At 59.4% G+C, this 21479-nt stretch carries 10 protein-coding genes and 1 pseudogene; 5 read left to right on the top strand and 6 right to left on the bottom strand.

Features of this window, described 5'->3' with window-relative positions; genetic code table 11:
- Positions 1-95 precede the first annotated feature (95 nt).
- A complete protein-coding gene (locus QP442_RS00360) occupies positions 96-4841 on the top strand; it encodes an InlB B-repeat-containing protein (RefSeq protein WP_285069502.1) in 4746 nt (1581 codons plus the stop codon).
- 133 nt (positions 4842-4974) lie between these two features.
- Positions 4975-6271, top strand: a pseudogene (locus tag QP442_RS00355) (IS3 family transposase).
- Between the two features lie 272 nt (positions 6272-6543).
- Here QP442_RS00355 and QP442_RS00350 read toward each other — a convergent pair.
- Genes QP442_RS00350 through QP442_RS00325 form a run of 6 tightly spaced genes read right to left on the bottom strand, consistent with a single transcriptional unit; the run spans position 6544 to position 15469 of the window.
- Positions 6544-9612 carry a choice-of-anchor M domain-containing protein gene (locus tag QP442_RS00350; protein ID WP_285069501.1) on the bottom strand — a complete coding sequence of 1023 codons (3069 nt, stop codon included), beginning with the start codon at positions 9610-9612 and terminating at the stop codon, positions 6544-6546.
- Entirely contained in the window at positions 9609-10487 is an 879-nt protein-coding gene (locus QP442_RS00345; RefSeq protein ID WP_103631551.1) for an anchored repeat-type ABC transporter permease subunit, read from the bottom strand. Before QP442_RS00345 ends, QP442_RS00350 begins: the two co-directional genes overlap by 4 nt.
- Complete coding sequence (locus tag QP442_RS00340; RefSeq protein ID WP_103631552.1) at positions 10484-11206, bottom strand: metal ABC transporter ATP-binding protein; 723 nt, start codon at positions 11204-11206, stop codon at positions 10484-10486. The genes QP442_RS00345 and QP442_RS00340 overlap by 4 nt, the downstream gene beginning before the upstream one ends.
- Complete coding sequence (locus tag QP442_RS00335) at positions 11203-12198, bottom strand: choice-of-anchor M domain-containing protein (protein WP_103631554.1); 996 nt, start codon at positions 12196-12198, stop codon at positions 11203-11205. Before QP442_RS00335 ends, QP442_RS00340 begins: the two co-directional genes overlap by 4 nt.
- Positions 12195-13844, bottom strand: a complete 1650-nt coding sequence (locus QP442_RS00330) for an anchored repeat ABC transporter, substrate-binding protein (RefSeq protein ID WP_103631556.1) — start codon at positions 13842-13844, stop codon at positions 12195-12197. Before QP442_RS00330 ends, QP442_RS00335 begins: the two co-directional genes overlap by 4 nt.
- A complete protein-coding gene (locus tag QP442_RS00325; protein ID WP_285069500.1) occupies positions 13841-15469 on the bottom strand; it encodes a choice-of-anchor M domain-containing protein in 1629 nt (542 codons plus the stop codon). The genes QP442_RS00330 and QP442_RS00325 overlap by 4 nt, the downstream gene beginning before the upstream one ends.
- 432 nt (positions 15470-15901) lie before the next feature.
- Here QP442_RS00325 and QP442_RS00320 point away from each other — a divergent pair, with 432 nt between their 5' ends.
- The 3 genes from QP442_RS00320 (at position 15902) to QP442_RS00310 (ending at position 21348) form a co-directional block, all read left to right on the top strand.
- Positions 15902-17233, top strand: a complete 1332-nt coding sequence (locus QP442_RS00320) for a galactose-binding domain-containing protein (protein WP_103632345.1) — start codon at positions 15902-15904, stop codon at positions 17231-17233.
- Positions 17234-17659: 426 nt separating this feature from the next.
- Positions 17660-18733: an efflux RND transporter permease subunit gene (locus QP442_RS00315; protein ID WP_285069499.1), complete on the top strand. Its 1074-nt coding sequence runs from the start codon at positions 17660-17662 to the stop codon at positions 18731-18733.
- Positions 18733-21348: an MMPL family transporter gene (locus tag QP442_RS00310; protein ID WP_285069587.1), complete on the top strand. Its 2616-nt coding sequence runs from the start codon at positions 18733-18735 to the stop codon at positions 21346-21348. The genes QP442_RS00315 and QP442_RS00310 overlap by 1 nt, the downstream gene beginning before the upstream one ends.
- The last annotated feature ends 131 nt before the right edge of the window (positions 21349-21479 follow it).

The raw sequence follows: 21479 nt of genomic DNA, 5'->3' as shown, positions 1-21479 counted from the left end.
ACAGTGTTTTAATGGTGTTAAAGTAATCAATAGTCAGAAATCCAATATTTGCCTTCAAAAATAAATTATGGCATCAGAGACGGAAAGTCCCCCCCATGAAAGTTTCGTTCAAACAAACCCTGTCTCTACTACTGGCGCTGGCATTGATACTTCCGGCGGCAGTGATATTTTCTCGGCTGCTGACAGCTGACGCCGCGGAAACCAGCAAATACCAAAATTCTATGGAACTGGAACCGGTGAAGCTTCCTGATGGCAAAACAACGGAAGAGTTCGTCAAGAATCCGGAGCAGCCAGATATCTACACCCTCCGTAGCGATTATCGGGTTGAGAGAGAGGGAGACTATGCCATCAACTACCAGCCCTATGTGGCGACCGTAGGGGCAGGTGCTAGTCAAAAAGAAAAAGACAAGGTAAATAAGACTATTAACCTCCCGGATTTCCTGGGTTACGTCAAGCCTCAAGATAATTTCCGTATTGACTACGACACGGTGGTTAACGAAGCTAAAAATGGCGAACAGAGTGGCGATGATGAATACGGAAAGACCTATCAGAAAACTCGATCCTTTGACTACCCGGCTGTAAAAAATAGCGTCAAGATCAAGCATGTTTTCCAAGACATCAATGATTTTGACGAATATGGTACAAAACCCGGGGAAACAGAAATAACTGAAACTACTGAGGAAGGTAGCGTCGGTTCCGATCTAGAAGTTAAGCCTTTAGATGAAGCTCAAATAGCGGGTTTTATTCCAGAGGCTGATTCTATTACGGTGCAGGTTCCCCAAGACACGAAGAATTTTTCCGTGGAATACCGTTACAACCGTAACCACTATGACGTCACTTTCGACACCGATGGGGGTGCGGAACTTCCTTCCCGCACTCTGTACTACGGGCAGGTCATCCCCACTCTCGAGAAAAAAGATATTCCCGAAAAAGTGGGAGCTACCTTCCAAGGTTGGAAGCCTTCGATTGACCTAAAAGATGAATCTGGCGAGAAGACGTTTAAGGCCGGCGAAGTTATTAAAGACGACAGCGGTAATGCGATTAAAGATCTAAACGCCAAGCTGATTATGCCCGCTGAAAACGTCAACTTCACTGCGATTTGGGAAGATAACGAGAAGGCAGACTATGCAATCCAATTTTGGACGGAAAAGGCCGACTACCCCGAGGGGGCTTCTCTTTTAGAAAAGTACGACTTCGTGGGTACCCATGTGTATAAGGATCAGGCCACCGGTACTCGTCCAGACCTTGCAAATGAGACGGTAAAAGGGGTGGAGTTTCCGGATCTAGATCAGGCACGGTTAGATAAAATATGGAACAACCAAAGATTTTACCGCAATACCTTCCTTTACCTTAATAAATTTTATAAATACAATAAAGATTTAACCGATAAAGAAAACGCTGATCCAAATAGCCCAGACGTAGTAAAGGCGGTTTCTTCCACCGGCAAAACCGTCTATAACATCTATTATGATCGCCAGGTGTATGACCTTTACTTTACGAAGTCGAATGCTAGGACAGGTGATGCAGCTGAGTCGACCTTCTATCCGGAAATTTGGAGACACGGCGAAAAGTTAGGCGAGCCAGGAAACCCCTACCACTTTAAGGCCCGGTTTAACCAGTTGATGACAGAGTGGCCAGATGACGCCCAAGAAACCAAGGGGTTTTCCGAGGGGAAGCAAAGTTTTGGCTGGGGACCAAACTTCGTTATTCCAAATTGGCAATACCGCGATACTCCTCCCTACCGGCTCTCGGCTGAAGAGTTTCTCGATATGGCAGAGTACGAGAGGCTGGGTGGTTACACTAACGAGATTGATGCCGGAAATGGCGTCACTCTGAAGGTCAACTGGCTTGCTAACCCGAAAACTTTCACTACTCTTTCCTTTGGTATCGACCAACAGGGTGGTTCCAAAGAATCAGGCCAGTCAATACCTCACCACATGGACTTTTGGATGGATGGGTTTGAGTCCGGAGAGACCATCGTTGACTACAATCTCTATCGAACCAAAGCGGATACCGACAGTTCAGCCTATCTTCACCCGTACCCAACGGTGCAGGGTTTTACCCCTTACGGCCTAAACGAACCCTCCCAGAAGCTTACCGAGGATGAGCTTGCTGCTATGAACGATGAGCGGGAAGACAAAACTCCCCTTCCTGACGAAACGGTAATAGACCCCTATGGCAACGAAAAAACCAAGGGCGACATGCAGTTTATGCGCACGTTCTTTAACCGTGCTGATGAATTCGGGGATCCGCGGGAAGAGGAAGGTGACCCGTTTGATAAAAATGGCTATATTCGCTTCCAGTACCACCGGAATAAGTACAAGTTGCGGTTCAACAATGACCCCGCAAACCTCAAGGACGACAGCGAGTACAACGAGACCAATCAGACAGACGTCTTCTACCAAAAACCCTTAAAGGATTTAGAACTAGATAACCCGCAGACCTTAATTGATCTAGAGCTGACGGATCTGGTGGAAAAAGATGACGAGGGAAATGATCGGATTAAGAGACCTGAGGGCCTCGCACCCCAAATGGTATTTAAGGGTTGGGCGCTAGACCCGGCCGGGCAGAAACTGGTTTGGGAAAACAAGGAAACTATGCCTGTGCACAACCTGGTGCTCTACGCCAAATGGGGGGAACCAGACTATAAGTGGAAGGTAACCTTCGATCCCAATGGGGGCAAGCTAGATCCCATTGAGGAGAAGAATGTTACCACCGCACCTAAGACCATTAAGGAAGGCGATGTCTCTGACCAAAAAGAAGTCACCTACGCGAAAAAGGGTGAAAACGAAGGGGATAAGCAAGTCTTTACTGTAGTGCAGCGGCAAAAACTGGTAGAACCGAATAAACCAACCCGAAAAGGCTATAGCTTCATGGGTTGGGAGGTGCTGCGCTATCAGAAGGATGCCAATACCGGCGAAGACACCGACAAAGTGGATACCTCTTATCGGGACACCTATAAAGTTCCGGAGGTTTACTCCTACGGTAACGACGTAGTAAGTTCCATTTACCTGAAAGCCATTTGGGTAAAAAATGATATGCAGGATGTAAAGGTTTTCCACCACTTCTTGGATGACAATCTCGCAATTGATAAGACCGTGACGGATAATCCGGCTATAGAAACTAAAGGAAACCAGCGTGCCGAAACATACGTGGCCGCCATTGGTTCTAAGCAAGATGCCAAATGGATTTTGGCTTCCGATGAAGAATTGCGGAACACCAAAGACGAAGAAACTAAAAAACTCTATGAGGGTTATCAAAAGCTGGCTGGTGAGCATCGGGCAACGAAAGATAACACCTATTTCCAGACGCTTAGGGTAGAACCGAAACAGATTCTAGAAGACGGGAAGTTAGTTGATAATCCGAAAGCCAAGGACAATGAGTTCCACTTCTTCTATCGCCCCTTCCGGACCCATGATTACAAGGTTAACTATGTGGACCAAAGAGCTAAGGCAGAGCTGGAGAAAGCCACTACCGATGCGGAAAAGAAAAACATTATAGAGAAGTACCGTATTCTAGACCAGGAAACAGTGACTAGCCTCTGTCGACATTACGATGCCAGAAACTACAAGCCGATAAACGGCTGGAGGCTAACGTCTGCTCCCCAGCAGCAGCTCTTCTACGATGTAGATGAAAAGACTAATGAATTCAAAGGAATCAACGGTACCGGTTCCGATGAGATTACCTTCTACTATCAGGATGTCAGGGTTATTGAGGTGCCCTCAAATAGTCCTACTCCTCCAGACGGGTACGTCCGGGTAACCTTTAAGGCCAGTGAGGGCGGCTCCTTCGGTGCCGGCACAGATGGGAACCCCATCAAAGAAATTAATTACGATGTACTGAAGGGGCTTAAGTCTGATCTGCTTCCAGTTCCCCAAGAATTGGAGAATGGAAAAAAGCCGGACGAGAACAAGCACTATGTCACGCCGGAAGAAGGCAAGAGCTTTAAAGAGTGGGATAAGGAACCACTTTTATCGCCGGGCACGGAGATAAACGAAAACCATACCTTTCCCGCACAGTTTGATTGGTCAGATCTGATGACTAAAGGGGTGGCGACTACCGAGTCCTTTAAGGCATCCGATGACACCTGGATCAATAATTTTGTGCCCACTCTGGATGAGCTGAGGGCAGCTATTCAGCTACAGAGTAAAGACAAAACCAAGATAACGAAACTGCCTGATGACGCGACGGTAGAGTTCGTAGATGAAAACGGTACCCCTGTAGCCACCCAGAATGATCTTTACGCGCTGGTAAAAGAAGAACCGGATTCAAACGAACTTGTTCGTACCGTGAAACTCAAAGCGAAAGTTAAGTTTGCGGGCCGAGAAAAGATTGAAGAGATAGAGCTGCCGATAAGGGTTTATAAGAACCGGTACGATGCGCCCCCTACGGGACCCATGCCAGACTTCTTGAAGCAGGCAACCGATCCTCATGGCGATTTGGCGAAACTCTTGGATGGAAAAACCTATGTAAAGGTGACGGTGGAGCCCTCCAGTCGACTGGGCAAGCTGCCTCCTCAGAGCTATTGGGTTAACCCCAAGGCTTGGGTAGAGATTCCCGAGATTGCAGTCAGCGATAAAGATAAGGCCGCAACCGGGTTGAAGCATTGGTCAGCTGATAAAGCTGCCCAAAATGAGGGGCAAGCTAAACTGGGAGTTTATGACTTCACGAAACGGCATAAGTTCAGTGAGGACACGGAGATCACCCCGGTATTTGCAGAAAAAGTGGTGCCCCCCGTACCGGTAACCGGAGCTAATGTGCTGGTTTATCTCTATGCGGCAGCCTTGTTTACTGTAGCTGGCATTGCGCTGGTGATCAGCAGGACCAGGAGGAAAGCGTAGCGGGCATAACCCGCGGGGCTGCTGAAGTGAACTGCTCCCCTTTAGTTGGACTGAGAAATCAGACACCGACTAAAGGGGAGTGTTTCTATGAGAGCACGAAGTTCTCTGTCAGAGGAACAACGAGAACAGCTCGTTGGCCTATTTGAGCAAGACTTGGGTTTTAAGGCTGCGGCAAGTCGGATTGGGGTCCGGCACGACCCGGCTCGTAGCCTGTACCGTCGCTGGCTTCTACATGGCAGGCTATGTCTTGCGGAGAAACCAACTAAGAAGTAATACTCCTTCGAGGTCAAGAAGGAAGTGGTCGACCGTTTCCTCGCTGGCGAAACACGCATGGACCTGGCGAAGGAATTTGAGCTGTCCTCACCTCAACAGGTCAAAAACTGGGTGAGTAAGTGGCGCAAAGGCGGTGATGAGGCGCTCAGGCCCAAACCGAAGGGACGACCGAAAGGCTCTGTAGAGCCTGCACTGTTGACCGAGGAAGACAGGCTTGTCCGTGAAGTGGAGAAACTTCGGGCGGAAAATGCATACCTAAAAAAATTGCGGGACTTGAGGAACCAACGGCGAGGCTAAAGACCAGAGCCATCGTCATCCTCAAGTCAGAGCATCGACTCGATGATCTTTTGGAAGCCGCGGGCCTGGCCAGGTCGACGTACTTCTACCACCAGCAACGCCTGGAGTGGCCAGACGTACATGCCACGCTTAAGGACGTCATCAAGGCCATCTTTGAGCAGATGAAGCACCGCTATGGCTACCGTCGGGTCCACAGTGAACTACGTAAACGAGGCTGGGAGGTTAACCACAAGCTCGTCTACAAACTCATGGACCAGATGGGCTTGAAATCCAAGGTCAGGTCACGTAAGAAGTACAACTCGTACCAAGGCCAGACTAGCCACATTGCCGACAACCTCCTGAACCGCAACTTCACGCCAGAACAACCCAACACTGTGTGGGTGTGTGATGTCACCGAGTTTCGGGTGGCTGGCACGAAGGTCTATCTCTCACCGATCATGGATCTGAGCGACCGGAGCATTCTGGCACACGAGTTGTCGACATCCCCGTCAACAAAGTTCACCTCTACCTCGTTAAAGAATGCGATCACGTGGCATGAACCTGGTGAAGGGTTGATGGTACACACTGACCAAGGGATCCAGTACCAGCACTCCAGTTGGCGCCAGTTCATTGAGTCCGTTGGCGGCATCCAGTCGATGTCGCGAAAGGGCAACTGCTACGACAACGCGGTGATGGAGAACTTCTTCGGTCACCTGAAGACCGAAATGTACTACGGCGAGCACTTCGCCAGTGTTGATGAGCTTTACCGGGCCGTAGATGATTACATCTTCTGGTGCAACAACACCCGGCTTCAAAAACGATTCAAGGGCCTGACCCCGATGCAATATCGGAATCAAACCCTTGAAACCCTAACCACCTAGAATTAAACCAGTCCAACTTCCGGGGGCTAGTTCAAAGCTTTGGTGGAGGCTTTGCCAGCGCCAAAGTCAGCGCCAGCGCCAAAGTCAGACTCAAAGTCGAAGTTAGCGCCAGCGTCAAGTTCGCCAGCGGCTCGTTCGGATGAAGAAGTAGGCGGAGGCGCAAGCGAAGAAGTAGATGACGAAGCGGCGGCTCGAACCGGGAAGGTCCGGGCCGCCGCTCGGCGTTCACATTTCACTCAGTCACGGGCTGGGTAGCTGATCCGGGAGACGTGTCAGCGAACTCTACGTGCGCGGCCGTTTACGCGCTTGCGCAGGAGAAGTGCCCAGGCGCCCGCCCCGACGAGTCCGCTACCAGCGATCCCTACGAGGATCCACTGCCACCAGTTCGAGCCGCTCCCGTACGAGGCGGAACCGCGCTCAGGATTGAGCAGGGCGCTCACGGGGGTAGCAGGCTTGGTGAGCGCCCGCGTCGTGGACTCTCCTGACTGTGAGGAGTCCGCGAAGTCCAGCCCCTCGACGCCGCTCGACTGGGATTCGTCGGCGCTGGAAGCGTCCGATGCGTCGGAGTCGGAGGTCGTTGACTCCGCGCCAGTTGCCGAGTTCGACGACAGTAGTGAGCCGGATACGGTCGACCCACCGGTTACCGGGGTTCCGGTCTGCCCGGCACCCTCGGCGAGGCTCGCGGCGGCCGCGGTCGGGTTCTCGATCGGCGAGGCCGGGGCGCTCGCACTTGCTGAGGGGGAGCCCGTGGACGCTGATCCGGTTGACGGGGAGGTGCCCGGAGCGGGCGTGGGCTGGACGGGCCGCTGCGCACCGTTGTTCGGGTTCGTCCAGTTCCTGTGGAACTCGGCGTTGAGCTTCGCGACGAGTTCGTCGATGGGAAGGGTGTCGCCGGGCTCCGGGTTCGGTGCGGGCGAGGGGTTCGGCTCAGGCGAGGGGTTCGGTTCAGCGCCCCTCTTGATGGCGTCATCGCCGACGAGGAAGATCGCATGGAGCGTCTTCTCGATGGTGGAGCCGTCAGCGAGGTGCGCGGTGTAGACAAAGTCGGTCGAGTAGCGCCCGGGCTTTGTGAAGTAGAAGGCCTGGTGGTCGTGTGATCCAAAGAGGTAGTGGAGGACCATGTCGGGCTTCGTCGAGTCGAGTCGGGGCGTGAATCCCTCGAAGAGGGAGGAGACGCCGGTGACGAGGCGACCTGGGCCGGTGAAGTTCCTCATCGCGACCTCGACGCCCTTGCTTGAGAGCTGCGAGTAGTCGACCCGCTGGGTTGAGAAGCCGACCCAGGGGATGCCCTCGAGCTGGGTCTCGGGCAGACTCCACACACCTTCGGGCGCCGCAGCGGCGAGTTCGCTGTAGCCCTTCGCGCCGGCGGGGATCTTCGCGTGCGTCGAGTCGGGGACAGCGTAGGCGAAGGTTCCGGAGGCGCGGTGGACGGGGTGGCGCGGGTCGGCGGTGTCGTCGACGAAGACCTCCGCTTTCCCGTCCTTCAGGGACATCGCCTGATCCATGTGCCCTTCGGTGATGATGTGGATCGCCGAGTCGCCGGGACGGGAAGGGGTGGACGGGTTGGCAGGATCAGGTATCGAGGGATTGTCGGGCTGAACGCCACCGCTCGGTGGCGCATCGGCATCCGGATTCGCAGGGTTTGGAGAGGGCGAGGGCGCCTCGCCGTTGTTCTCCGCAGTGATCGCGCGCAGCGCCGAGATCGCGGCGTCGCCGACGACGAAGTGAGCGGAGCGGGACTTGTAGGAGAAGTTCCCGTCCTTGTCGCGTGTCTCGATGTTGAAACCGACGGTGTAGACGCCTGGCTTCGTGAAGACGTGGGCGAGGGGAACTGCGGCTGCATCGACGGTGAAGCCACGGTTGGGGTCGCGCGTCGTATCGAGGGTGACGTTCATCGCCCCGTCGGTGACGGTCCCCGCGATGTAGCGGCCGCCCTTGGGGCCGTCGAAGGTGTCGACGGAGTAAACGGCTGGCCCGGAGCGCAGATCGGCGGGCATTTGGGTGAAGTCGAATCCGAGCGATCCGTGCTCACCGGAGGTAGGCAGGACCCAGCGGTCGCCGTCGGCGGTCGTCTGCTTGAGTGAGTCGGGGATTTCGAGGATCGGTTCCCCGGGGATCGGCTTGTCGTTCGCGTTCACCTCGAGGGTCACCCGCTTGATCGGCACGCCAGCCCGCACATCGTCTTTGAAGGTCCCCTTGTAGACGTAGTGGGAGGGGGAGGAGGGTGAGGCTGGCGCCTTCGCAGTAGAGCCGAAGAGAGCTTCGATCTGCTTGCGGGCCTCGGCCTGGGTGAAGGGGGGCTCGGGCTCGGCGGGCGTCTCCTCGGCGGAGAGTTCGCCGGAAGCGATCATCTTTTCCTTCACCTGCTCGGTAGTCGTTCCGATCGGAGTGAGGGAGGTTGTGGTGCCTTCGGGCAGACCGACCTCGGCATCGGAGCCGACGAGCCACGTGATGGTCGAGGGCAAGGAATTAACGGCTCTCTGGGTCAAGGTGGACGTGTAGGAGGCAACCATGTCCAGCCGGTAGACGCCCGCTTTCGAGAAGGTCCAGTTCCAGTGGCCGTGGGAGCCAACCTGGAGGGAGAGCGGTGCGAGCGAGGGGTCGGAAGAGAGCCCTCGACTCAGGGAGTTCGTGCCGACGGTGCGCCACACCTCGACGGCTCCGGGCCCGGAGGAATTCGCGATCGAGAGCTTCACCTCGTCAAGAAGGATCCCCTCGGGCTGGGCGACCTCGTGCGCCGTGTCGAAGGCGCCGATGCCAGCCCAGACGGGACGCCAGTTGTCGATCTGCTCCTGGGGGGCACGCCAGACAATGTCGCCGGGCTTGCCAATGAAGTTGAAGAGGCCACCCGAGGGGACGACCATGCGTGAGACTTCCTGGGAGTCGGAGGTACGCGCGTCGGGGGCGAGTCGGACGCAGACGGAGTTTGGGTCCTTGACGACTTTGCGCCCGTCGACAACAGTAACGGTGAAGGTGTCGTCGACACGGGTGACGTAGGCGGCGTCAACATGCGCGTGGTGGAGGAGCTTGCGGCCAGCGCACACGTGGGGAACGCGGCCGTCGGGCCCAGGGGTCGCCTCCGGGTCGGCGCCGGGCGAGCCCGCAGGAACCGTGAGGTCGGCGGGCACGAGGTCCCCGTAGCCAGCCTCTCCGGGCAGGTGCTCGGGATCGTCGGGCGCTCCGGGGGACGAGGGTGCGGCCTCAGCGTTGGTCGAGCCGGAGGCGTACTCCGTGGGAGAGGTCGTTTCTGACGGGACTGCGTGCGCCACGGGTGCGGTGAGTATCGGCGCGGCGAGCAGGGCGGCCGCGGTGAGGAGGCCGGTGAACGGCAGGGGCCTCATGCGAGTGTCCTTTCTGTGGTCTGCGCCACCGGTCGGGCGCGAAGGAGGAGTCCGCGCCCGGGCGAGAGGAGCTGAGCGAGGACGAAGAAGAGGGTCGCGACGAGGACGATCGCCGCGCCCGAGGGGATGTTGAGCGACCAGGAGGCCCAGATGCCGAGGAAGGCAGAGACGGCACCGATGACCGGGCCGATGAGCATCATGGGGATGACGCGGTCGGTGAGGAGTCGCGCGGTCGCCGCGGGAGCGATGAGAAGCGAGAGGACGAGGACGTTCCCAATCGTCTGGATGGAGACGACGACGGCAGTAGCGATGGCGAGGTGGAGAAGCAAATCGATGCGCCCAACGTGCAGGCCCGCCGAGATCGCGAAATCGCGGTCGACACTTACGAGAACGATCCGGTCGTGGAAGAGCGCGAGGGCGATGCCGATTGCGGCGCACGCCCCGAGGGAGATGAGGACATCGGTGTTCGTCACGCCGGTGAGCGACCCGAAGAGGAGCGACTCAAGGGATCCCGTGTAGCCAGGCGTTCGTGCGACGACGACGAGGCCAAGGGCGAAAGCGGCGGCGAAGAAGACGCCGATGACGGAGTCTTCGCCGACCCGGCGGTTCTGGGAGAAGACGGAGATGAGGATCGCGACGAGGATCCCGGCTGCGGCTCCTCCCAGGAGGATCGACCCCTGGAGCGCGAAGGCGATCGCGATTCCGGGGAATACGGCGTGTGAGAGCGCATCGCCGACGAAGGAGAGTCCGCGCAGGACGACGTGCGCACCGACGAGGCCGCAGACGAGTGAGGAGAGGACAGCGATGAGGAGCGCCCTCGGGAGGAAAGCGAGCGAGGGGTTTGCGAGGTCGGAGAGGAAGTCGAGGAGGCTCATCGGCGCACCATCCCGAGGGAGCGGAGGAGTGCGGAGTCCTTAGAGACGTGGAAAGTCTCCATCCACGGCTCCGGCGAGCAGAGGGTGGAGGGCTCGCCCTCGGCCCTCACAGTCCCGTTGAGCATGACGAGTCGGTGGCAGATATCGACGGCCTGCCCGAGGTCGTGCGTTGACATGAGGATTCCGACTCCTGAACGGGCGAGGTCAACGAAGAGGCGCGATAGCGCGTCCTGATTCGGGTGATCAAGCCCGGTGAAGGGCTCATCGAGGAGGAGCAGACGCGGCGAGGTAACGAGCGCCCGGGCGACGAGGATCCTCTGCTTCTGACCGCCCGAGGTCTCGTTGATCGTCCGGTTGCGGAACGCGTACATGCCGACTGCGTCGAGAGCCCGGTAGACGGCCTCAAGGCGCGTCGCACCTCGAGGCGCGCGACGCTGACCGGTGAAGGCGGTCGCGACGAGCTGGGCGGCGCTCATCGGATAGTTCCAGTCGAGATCCTGGCGCTGCGGGACGTAGCCGATGACCGAGCCGCTCGCCTCGATGCTCCCGCGGTAGGGGATGAGTCCCATGATCGCGCGCATGAGCGTCGTCTTGCCAGCCCCGTTCGGCCCGATGAGGCCGACAAGCTCGCCCTCGTCGACTCGAAGGGACACATCCTCAAGGATCGTCCGCCCGCCAAGGTCGACGCGCAGGCTGGACACCTCCAGTGCGCGACTCATCGCTGAGACCCCCGGTCGTCGGCATCATCGGATGCTTCCGGCTTCGGCTCGACGGAGCCGGAAGTCCCATCCTCGACGATCCTCTCAGCGACCCGCTCGCGCTCGTGGCTGCGGCGACGGGCGACGAGGACGAGAGCGACAAGGACGAGGGTTGTGGCGCCGAGCCCCGCGGCGATCCACAGCGGGAGAACGGTCGAGCGGTCGACGGCCGACGGCGAGTCAACGGGAGCGGGCGACTCAGGGGCGTTCGAGACGCTCCACTGGGCTTCGAGTGCCTTCTGCGCGTCGGCGGCGTCCCCGACGGCAAAGCGGAGGACGCGAGTGTCCTCGACAGTGGTGCCGTCGGTGAGCTGGGCCTGGATGCTGAGGCGGATAAGGTGGATCCCCGGTTGCGTGAAAACCCAGTTCGCGTGGGTGTGCGTGTTTGCGTCAACGTGGATCGGCTGCGAGTTCGGCTTCGTCGAGTTCCACAGCTGCTGGGGGCCGGAGAAGTTTCCGGCCTGGACGAAGGCGTGGAAGTCCCCCTCGCCCTCGTGTCCCTCGAAGACGAGGGTCGCGCCCTGGGCGAGTCTGCCGACGACCTCGGGGTCCTGGGTGTTCCAGCCGAGCCACACGACGTTGGCGATCTCAGACTGGGGGACGGCCCAGACCGGGCCGTTCGCCGAGATAAAGGAGTACTGGTCGTCGGCGGGGAGTTCGAGTTTCGCGGCGTCGGAGACTCGTAGGACGACGTCGTCAAGGTGGCGCCAGGTCGGCGTCTGAGCGGAGTCGTCGCGGGCGAGGAAGGTCCACGTGCCGTCGAGGAACTTCGGTCCGAGGTCGACGTGCCCGGCGGAGATCTCGACAGGCGTGCCTTCGGGGGCGACGGTCTCGTTCGAGTCGACAACCTGGGTGAGGGCGGGGTCCTGCGTCGTCGTGTCTGTGGCGACTGAGGCGGGGGCCAGGGCGATGAGAGCCGCGGTGGCGAGCGCGAGTGCGTGCGTGAGTTTCACTGGTCTCCTCGGGTGGGATTCGGGATGGATGCCTCCGACTCGAAGGGCCAGGCGGGTAGCGAGGCGGGGTCGAGGCAGGACTTGATCGAGCGCGTGTTGAACACCATGAGGTCGAGGTAAGTGGGGACCTCGTCGGTGAGCGTGTCGGAGTGGAGCGAGCAGACGGACTTACCGGTCGTGTGCGCGAGTGCGACGAGCTCGCCGAGGTGGGAGCGGGAGATCGGTTCGAGGAAGACTCCGGCGGCTGGCGTCTGCTCGAGGACACGCGTGAGGTTAGCGAGTTGGAGGGCCGAGGGCTCGAGGGACGGGTTCGGCGCGACAAACCCGCCGATCCGCAGCCCGTAGGCCTTCGCGTAGTAGCCGAAGGAGTCGTGCGCGGTCACGAGGGTACGGCTCTTCTCAGGGATAGTGGCGACGACTTCGCGGATCCACCGGTTGAGGGCCTCAAGTTCGGCGTCGCGGGCGACAGCGTTCGCCCGATACTCGGCCGCGCGCGAGGGATCGAGGGCGGCGAGGCGGTCAGCGATGAGGTCAGTGTAGGCGATGGCGTTCTTCGCATCGTGCCACATGTGCGGGTCGATCTCACCGTGGACGTGGGTTCCGATAACGGCCTGGGCGAGGATGCGGGCGGAGGTGCCTGGTTCGGCGAGGAAGCGCCACCGATTGTCGGGGATCGTGGTCGTCGTCGTGTCCGGGACGGCGATGACGATCCGGTCGGGGTCGAGGTCGCCTGCGGGGGCGTCTGCGCGCAGGGTCATCGAGCCCTCAAGCTTCGCTGTGAGATCGGCGTGCCCGGAGTCGAGGACGCTCCGCCCGGTGGAGTGCGGGTCGACGCCGACGGCGAAGACGAGGGTCTTCTCACCGAGCGGAGTGTCGCCCGTCGGCGAGTGGAGCGTCGCCCGCAGAGAGAGCGAGTAGACGCCGGGCTCGGTGAAACCCCACGACATGTGGGTGTGAGCGTTGGTCGGGAGTTCGACGCGGTCGTTCGAGTTGATCCCATCCTTCGAGGCGATCCACGGGCGCGGTTCGCCGAAGGTGCCGGTCGTGAAGGCGGCGAGGTCGCCGGGGCCGGTCGCCGAGACTGCTTCGAAGGAGACGGTTGAGTCGGTTGAGGCGCGTCCGTCGACGCGCAGCCCGAGCCAGATCGTCGCGAGAGAGAGGTCCTCGACGAGGGGAATCGGACGTGCGCCGAAGGGGACGGACTCTTCGCCGAGGGCGACGTGCTGGGCGCCCTTTGGGAGGTTCGCGTCGATGGAGGAGGTGAGTGCGCTCTGCTCGAGGAGCAGTCCGTTGGAGAAAGCGATGTCGGCGTGCGCGATGTCGCGGAGGGCCGCCATCGAGGGCTCGAAGGAGTGCGGATCAACGCTTGCGGGGACGAGCGTCGCGATGCGCGCTCGCGGGGCGACCGCGCGCACGAGGTCGGCGATGATCGGCGTCGTCGCAACGATCCGAGGCTGCGACCCGTCATCGGCCACATCAGCACTGCCAGGTGCAGCGGACTCTGATCGTGCGCCGGGAGGCTCCTCGGCAGAGACTCCGTCGTCCGCGAGGACGGGGGCACATGCGCCGAGGAGCAGCGAAGGAGCGCCGATGAGGAGGGAGAGCACGAGGGCACCCCCAGCGCGACGCGCTCGGGTGCGCCTCACCTTCTTGCCCACCGTCGTGCGGCGAGCCCAGCGAGGGCGAGGAGCGAGGCGAGGACGACCGGGGTGGCGGAGCGTGCGCCGGTCGATGCGAGACCGCCGGGAAGGGCTGAGCCGTCGACGATCTTACCCTCGGCGCGCAGACGATCGATCGTCGCCTGGTCGAGTTCGCAGGGGTGCCCGTCGGCGGTGCGGCCGACGTAGACGGTCGTCGAGCCTGAGCTGCTGCCGCCGAACCAGCGGGCGCCGACGAGCAAACCGAAGTTGCCGGACTCGAAGACGGCGAGTGAACCGGGGCCGGAGACACCGTTGAGCGTCCAGGTGACATCGCCGGTCGTGCGGGCGAGGAGGCTGGGGTGCATCGTGTTTGCGCCGAGCCACGGGACGGAGGGGACCTGGCTTGAGGAGATCATCCAGATCCTCTGACCTTGCTTCGCGATGAACTCGATACCGGCGGGTGCAGTCGTCTCGGCTGCGGAGCCAAGCCCGAAAACGAGGGAGGAGGGAGCGACCCAGCGCGCGGGCTGCGAGCGGTCGTCTTTGACGAGCATGGAGATCGACGAGGGGCTGGCACTCGTCCCGATGTCGAAGTGGCCGGAGTCGGCGTTTCCGGCACCGCCGACGTTGAAGGAGAGGATGCCGGAGGTCGAGACGCGGGCACCGGACTTCAGGGTCGCGGTCTGAGTGATCGAGACTTTGTAGAGGCCGGGGGCGGTGAAAACCCAGTTCGGGTGGACGTGGGTGTTCGCTCGTATCGTGTGGGATCCGCCGACTGCGGTGCTGCTCCCGTTCGAGGTGACGGGGGTGGGGAGGCACTGCTCGGCGGCTGGCTGTACGGGCGCTTGGGGGGCGGTGGACTGAGGCGCTGGCGCGGGGGTCGGGGTCGATCCGGTGCCGGGCGTCGACGGCTCGACGGGAGCCGACGCTCCGGGGGTGGCCTGCGCGATCGCGGTGGCGCCCACGGCGAAGGTGTAGGAGGCTCGGTCAGAGACGAGGTGCCCGCTGGGGGTGTCGACCTCGCCGTGGAGAGTGAGGGAGTAGGTGCCCGCGTCTGTGAAGAGCCAGTTCGCGTGCTCGTGGGCGGGCGCGTTCTGGAGGATCGAGCGCCCGGGAGTGGCCTCGAGGGAGCCCTGCTCGAAGATCGGGGAGGTCGCGCCGAATGCGGCCGAGCGCCAGAGGAAGATGCGACCAGGCCCAGAGACCTCGTCGATGACGAGGCGGATCGCGGTTGGGCGCAGAGGGGCGATGGCGTTCGAGTCCCAACCGGGCCACAGGAGAGCGGGATCCTCGGACTGGGGGAGTGCATAGCCGGCGGTTCCAACGCCCTCGATCTTTTTGGTCGCGCTCGTTTTCGCGGCGTCGGTGACGCCGAGGATGAGCTTTGCGGGGTTGTGGTAGGTCGGTGCGCCCGGAGTGGTGACGTCCTCCTTGGCGACGAGGGAGATCGTCGGCCCGTTGGGGACGAGGGCGAAGACGTCGGCGTGCCCGTGGGTGAGGAGCGCTTTCGTCGTTGATTCTCCGCCCTGCGGGTCGGGCGCGGCGATCGTCGGCGTAGCAAAGAACGCGAGGGTGAGGAGCGCGGTGAACAGGGCGAGGAGGGGATGAATCCCGCGGCGGGTGGCGCGCATGATGAACCTTCTAGCGATAATGAGAACGACTTGCATTATCGTACGGGGTTGTCTGCGAACCGCGCAACCTCGAGTGTGAGGCCCGGATCACGCTCGCTGCGTGTAAGGATGTGAGAAGAGTAATTGATGCCGCCGAGGGGGTGGGCCTGCGCCCACCGCTACATCTGTGGACAATGTCGACGCGATGCCTTAGTTGGCTGGATGTACTTTCGCAATCATCGCAGACTCCACTCAGGCCTGCGACAACAAACCGCCCATCACACAATGAATCAACCACCTCGAACAGTGCACCTAGGGGTAAGTGTGAGTAACATGTGATTCTTCTTTCAAACAATGTAATAATCGATCGATAACCACTATCGTAGGAGCGCCTCAATAAGGGTCGGCCGACGACAGAGTTCATTGGCGAGAAGCATTTCGAAAGGTAAGAAGGTGAACTTCACGAGAACTATTTTGGGTGGGGCGACGGTTGCAGCACTCGCGCTCGCGGGCGCAGTATCCCCGACCCTCGCGGCTCCAGAGAATCTTGCGCTCGGCAAGACAGCGACGCAGGTTTCGACCGGTTGGTACGCCCCCGCCTCGCGCGCCAATGACGGTATAACCGATGGAGTCTTCGACAATGGTTCCGTCTCGCACACTAACTATGCGACCAACCCGTGGTGGCAGGTTGACCTCGGCGAAGAGTTCGCGCTCTCGAACGTCAACGTCTGGAATCGCTCGGACCGCGACCCCTGCCAAAAGGGGGCCTGCTATGAGAGCCTGAAGGACTTCTGGGTCGTCGCCTCCCGCGAGGAGCTACCGTCCAACTTTGATCCGAACGGCCCGCTTGCCGATGGCGTGAAGGCACTCAAGGTCAACGGCGTTGGTGGCTTCCCGTCGAGCGTCGATTTCGGCGGCTTCCAGGCGCGTCATGTGCGCGTTATCCTGCCGGGTCCCTATACCCAGCTTGCGCTCGCAGAGGTCGAGGTCTTCGGTGAAAAGATCGTTAACGGAGAAGCACCGCACATCTCGCCAATTTCGATCGAGTCGGACGACATGGATAAGGTCGAGATAGCGGGAGACGATCAGTTCCGCACCATCACCGCACCCGAGGGGACGACCCTCAACCTTGCGGCCGATGTGACGGGCGATCCCGCCCCGGATCTGCAGTGGCAGATCAAGGAGAAGGGCTTGGACCAGTGGGTTAACCTCGATGGCGACACTGGCCGGGCCACGTCGATCAAGGTCACTCCCAGCACCGACGGTGCCCAGATCCGCCTGCTCGCGGAGAACTCCGCCGGAACCGTCGAGTCCGGGATCGTCGAGCTCAAGCTGAAGGCCGCAGAGCCCGCCCCGAACCCCGGGCCAAACCCGAACCCCGGGCCAACCATTACCCTCGAGAAGAGCACCGCGAAGATCGGCGAGAGCATCGAGATCGTAGGAACGGGCTTCACTGCCGGTCACGAGATCAGCGCGGTTCTCCACTCCGATCCGATCACGATTGGTACCGCAGTCGCGGACGAGCGCGGAGTCGTGCGCTTCTCGTACACGATTCCCGCGACGACGCCGATCGGATCCCATGAGATCATTCTCACCGATGCGGCGACCGGGGTCAGCGTCAAGGTGCCTTTCCTCATCGAGGCCGCAACGACCAAGGAGGCCGCAACGGCCAAGAGCCGCGGGCTTGCCAAGACCGGCGCCGATGTGGCGGGTCTTATGGCTCTCGCCGCGCTCTTTGCCGCGACTGGAGCCGTTGTTTCGACGCGCGCCAAGCGCAGGAGCTGAGCGAGTAGTCGCAGAAAACGGCGTGAGCGGGTCGCCCCTCGGGGCGACCCGCTTCGTCATGCGCGGAGCATTGACAGATTTGTGAGTGTTTGGCGGTGCAGAACAGAGCATTGTGACCCGCCAAAGGTCGAGAAAGCCGCCACACGCGTGTTGGAGGCGGAGGCCGCCACTCACTGTACTGTTCGGGGAGGTTGGTTTGTGTGATGGGTGGGAGGTTCTCGCAGGTTGAGTGGGTGTGTGGTGATTGTGGAAGTGGATTCAGGTGGCCACAGCATCGCGCCGCGGTTGTCCTGAGGCGAGGTGTAGCATCGGGCGTAGGCTCAGCCCGTCAACCGAGCCCTCACCTGCCCGGATTCTCTAGCGTGTCGGACACGCCACCAGGTACCGTGTAAAAATCCGCATGTAATGGAGCAAACGGAGTCGTCAGTGCTGACCGCAAGTGCCAATTTCTTGGTGAGGTTCCGCCATCTGATCTTTGTCATCATGGTGGTGGCGACCGGTGTGTGCGCTGTCTTGACTCCCAGGGTTGGCGTTATCAATGACATGGTGGAGTTCCTGCCCGCGACCTCCCAGATGCGTGCCGGCACCGACATCATGGAGGTTGAGTTCCCCGGCTCCATGGACACGTCGTCGACGCGCGTCATGTTCACCGGCCTGACAGCTTCCGAAGAAGAGTCGACTTTGGCGAAGCTTCAGACGATCCCGAATGTTGATTCGGTGGGGTACGAGGCTCGGACTGAGGATTCAGACGGGATTTATCACCAGGGTGATCACACTCTGTTCATTGTTGAGTCCAAGCATGCTTATGGGTCGGCAGAAGACGCGGCGATCCAGCAGGCACTCACCGATCAATTCGCGATCAAGGGTGCGTTGATTGAGTCGGATAACCCGTCACCGACCTCAGAGCTTCCATTGTGGATCGTGATGGTTGCTGTTGGTTTGCTTGCACTGATCCTGTTTGCGATGTGCGCGTCCTGGCTTGAGCCGATTCTGTTCTTGGTCACAATAGGTATGGCCGTTGTCCTGAATTTGGGGACGAACCTGATTCGTGGGTCGATCGCAGATGTGACTTTCACGATCGGAGCGATCCTTCAGCTGGTCTTGTCCATGGATTATTCGATCATCCTGATGAATCGCTACCGCCAGGAGAAGACGCCTGATGGGTCGCGCCCAGAGGCGATGGTGCGCGCAATTCGGGGGGCTTTTTCGTCGATCGTTTCTTCGTCGATGACCACGGTTGTTGGCCTGCTGATGCTCTGTTTCATGTCTTTGCTGATCGGCATGGATTTGGGTATTGCTTTGGCCAAGGGTGTGTTCTTGTCGATGGTGAGCGTGTTTACGATTCTGCCGACGCTGATCCTGTGGTGCGATAGGGCGATTGAGAAGACCGCGAAGCCTTATCTTCGGGCAAACTTTCATCCTCTCTTGCACGGTTCGAATATAAAGCTCGTATTCCGATCCTCGTCGCCTTCATTGCTTTATTCGCTGGCGGTGGCGTGATGGCTGGAGGCGCGCCGGTTGCGTACACGCTGGCGAAGGCGGATCCGATTGCGGATGTTTTCGAGAAGGAAAACTCGATTGTTCTTCTGTATCGCAATGGCGATGATGCGATTGCGGGCCAGCTAGCTGAGCGTATTTCCGATACTGATGGGGTTCGCTCTGTCATGTCTCAACCGACGACGATCGGACGCCAGCGTTTTGTCGACGATATGTCTGTTGCCCTGAGCGAAATGGGGAGTGAGGACCTGAGTTTCGACTCGGACATGCTGTCTCTGGTCTACTTCTTAGCGCATGACGGCCAGGCAACTGAGCGTATGAGTCTGCCGGCGTTCATTTCTTTCATTCGCAATAATCGGCTGATCGTGTCACGCACGGATGAAGACACGTTGAATTCGCTGGCGCAGCTGGAGCCCTATCTTGACCGTGATGCTCTGCTGGGGGTGCGAGGCCCCGCAGATTTGGCGAACTTCCTGGGGATGAGCGAATCCGAGGCGCGCGGAATCTACCTGTATCACGCGATCTCGAACCCAAATATTTCGGCCGATTCGATGACGCTTGGCCAGTTCGCTGACTTCATCGTCAACGACGTGCCGAACACTCAATACGCGCCCATGGTCAGTGGTGATGCGCGGGCTCAAGCGGAAAACCTGCAACGTTTCACCGATGCTCAGGCGATGACCACTCCGATTTCTTTCAAACAGATGGCGAATCTGCTGGGGGTTGATTCGTCGCAGGTGCGCCTGCTCTACGCGAAGAAGAAAGCTGAAACGGGGGAGTACGCGAACGATTCGCGAACACTGAGGGCTTATGTTGAAGCGCTCAACGCGGTTGCAACAAACGAACCGCAGGTCAGTGCCCAAATGGGGGAGAGGTCAGCGCAGCTGGCAAGCCTGATGGCATTGACTGATACCACAACGCTCGCTACACCGATGGATGCGCAGGGGCTGGCTCAGTTCCTGTCAATGGAGCCCGAACAAGTGGGGCAGATCCTTGCGATGCGCGCCACGCTTTCGGGGCACGACCCTGCAACCGCGACTACGGCCAGCCCGTGGGAGATGATCGATTTCCTGAACACGCAGGTCCAGGCGGGAGAAGCATCTCCGCTGGCGGGCTCTCTGACCGACGACCAAAAAGCGGGCATCGAGCAGATGTATCAGATCGCTTCCCTTGCCGTGTCCGGTCAGCAGATCCCACTGTCAACGTTCGCGTCCATCGTGTCGATGAACTCGGCTCAGCTTCAGGTGATCATTGCGATTGCGGACTCGCCCGCCCATGCGACCGACTGGCTCTACACTCCGCAGACGATTGCCTCTGACTTGGCGAATGACTCGTCTCTGTCAGAACAACAGCAAGCCGAGGTCTCCACCTTGCATTCGATCATCGATGCTTCGGTTGCGGGCACCTACTTTACGCCCAGGCAATTGGCGAGTTTCCTTGGCATGGACGCCAACCAAGTTCGTCAGCTTTCCCTGCTCCGCACCTCGATGTACGGCGATACGAGTTCGTGGAATATGAGCGCCTATGACGCCGTGAGCTTCATCCTCGACACGATGGCGTACGACCCTCAAACGTCCGGGAATTTCAGTGAAAGCCAGGTGAGCCAGCTGAGTGCCCTGCGTCAGGTCATGCGCGCTGTCGTTGATGACAGTCAGCTGAACCCAACTGAGATGACAAGCCTGCTGGGACAGCTTTCGGCGCTGACCGCTTCAAGTCGCTCGCTCGATACGAATCACGTCGTGCTTGCCTACCTGATTCACGGCGCGCAAACGGCAACAGATCGGGGTGAAACCGCTGGTCAGACACTATCGATCGCGCAATTGGTGGACACGCTGAATACGCAGATTTTGGATGATGCGCGCTTTTCTTCGTTCATCGACGACAAGATGCGCACGGCAATCACCGACGCATCACACCAGATCCGACAGGCCAGAATTCAACTGGTCGGGGACACCTGGTCACGGATGGTCATCACTACGACCCTGCCTGAAGAATCCGATGCGACCGAAGCGTTGATCGGCCAACTGGAATCGGCGTGCGCGGAGGATCTGGGCGGGAACTGCTACCTGGTCGGCAACTCGGTGTTGGTGCACGAGCTCAAGTCGTCTTTCGATTCGGAAATGAGTCTGATCCAGTGGCTAACTGCCGGCTCAATCTTCCTTGTCGTCGCGCTGACCTTCCTGTCGCTGTCGGTTCCGTTGCTACTGGTTCTGCTGGTTCAGTGCGGCGTTTTCCTGACGATCGCCACGATCGGACTGCAGGGATACGACAATTACTATTTGGCCCAGCTGATGGTGCAGTGCATTTTGATGGGTGCGACGATCGACTACGGCATCCTGCTGACAAGCCAGTATCGCGAGGGTCGGAAAGAACTTGATATCCGGCATGCACTGGCTCGCGCATACGACAATTCGATGCACACGATCGCAACGTCCGGGTCAATCATGATCCTCGTGACCGGCATTCTTGGCTTCCTATTTGAGAACCCGACGATCGCGCAGATCTGTCGCACCATTTCGATCGGCGCATTGTGTGCGTCCGCGCTGATTATCTTTGTCCTGCCGGCGTTACTTGCTTTGGGGGATAGGTTCTTCGCAGGTCGTGAGCGTCTGCGCTGATAAATATCGCGCTGATGCCCGTGTGCGCTGATAATCCTCGTACTCACGATCATCTGCACTCGCAGTCATATGCTCTGAAAAGTGCCTGCGCTCAGAACCACCGGCGCTGAGACTGGCGAGAAAACCCGCGA

Origin of the sequence: Pauljensenia sp. UMB1177, from assembly GCF_030217965.1 — a bacterium.
Classification (GTDB): Bacteria; Actinomycetota; Actinomycetes; order Actinomycetales; family Actinomycetaceae; genus Pauljensenia; species Pauljensenia turicensis_A.
Note: the sequence above shows the minus strand (reverse complement) of the source record. Positions and strands in the feature narration are given on the sequence as shown.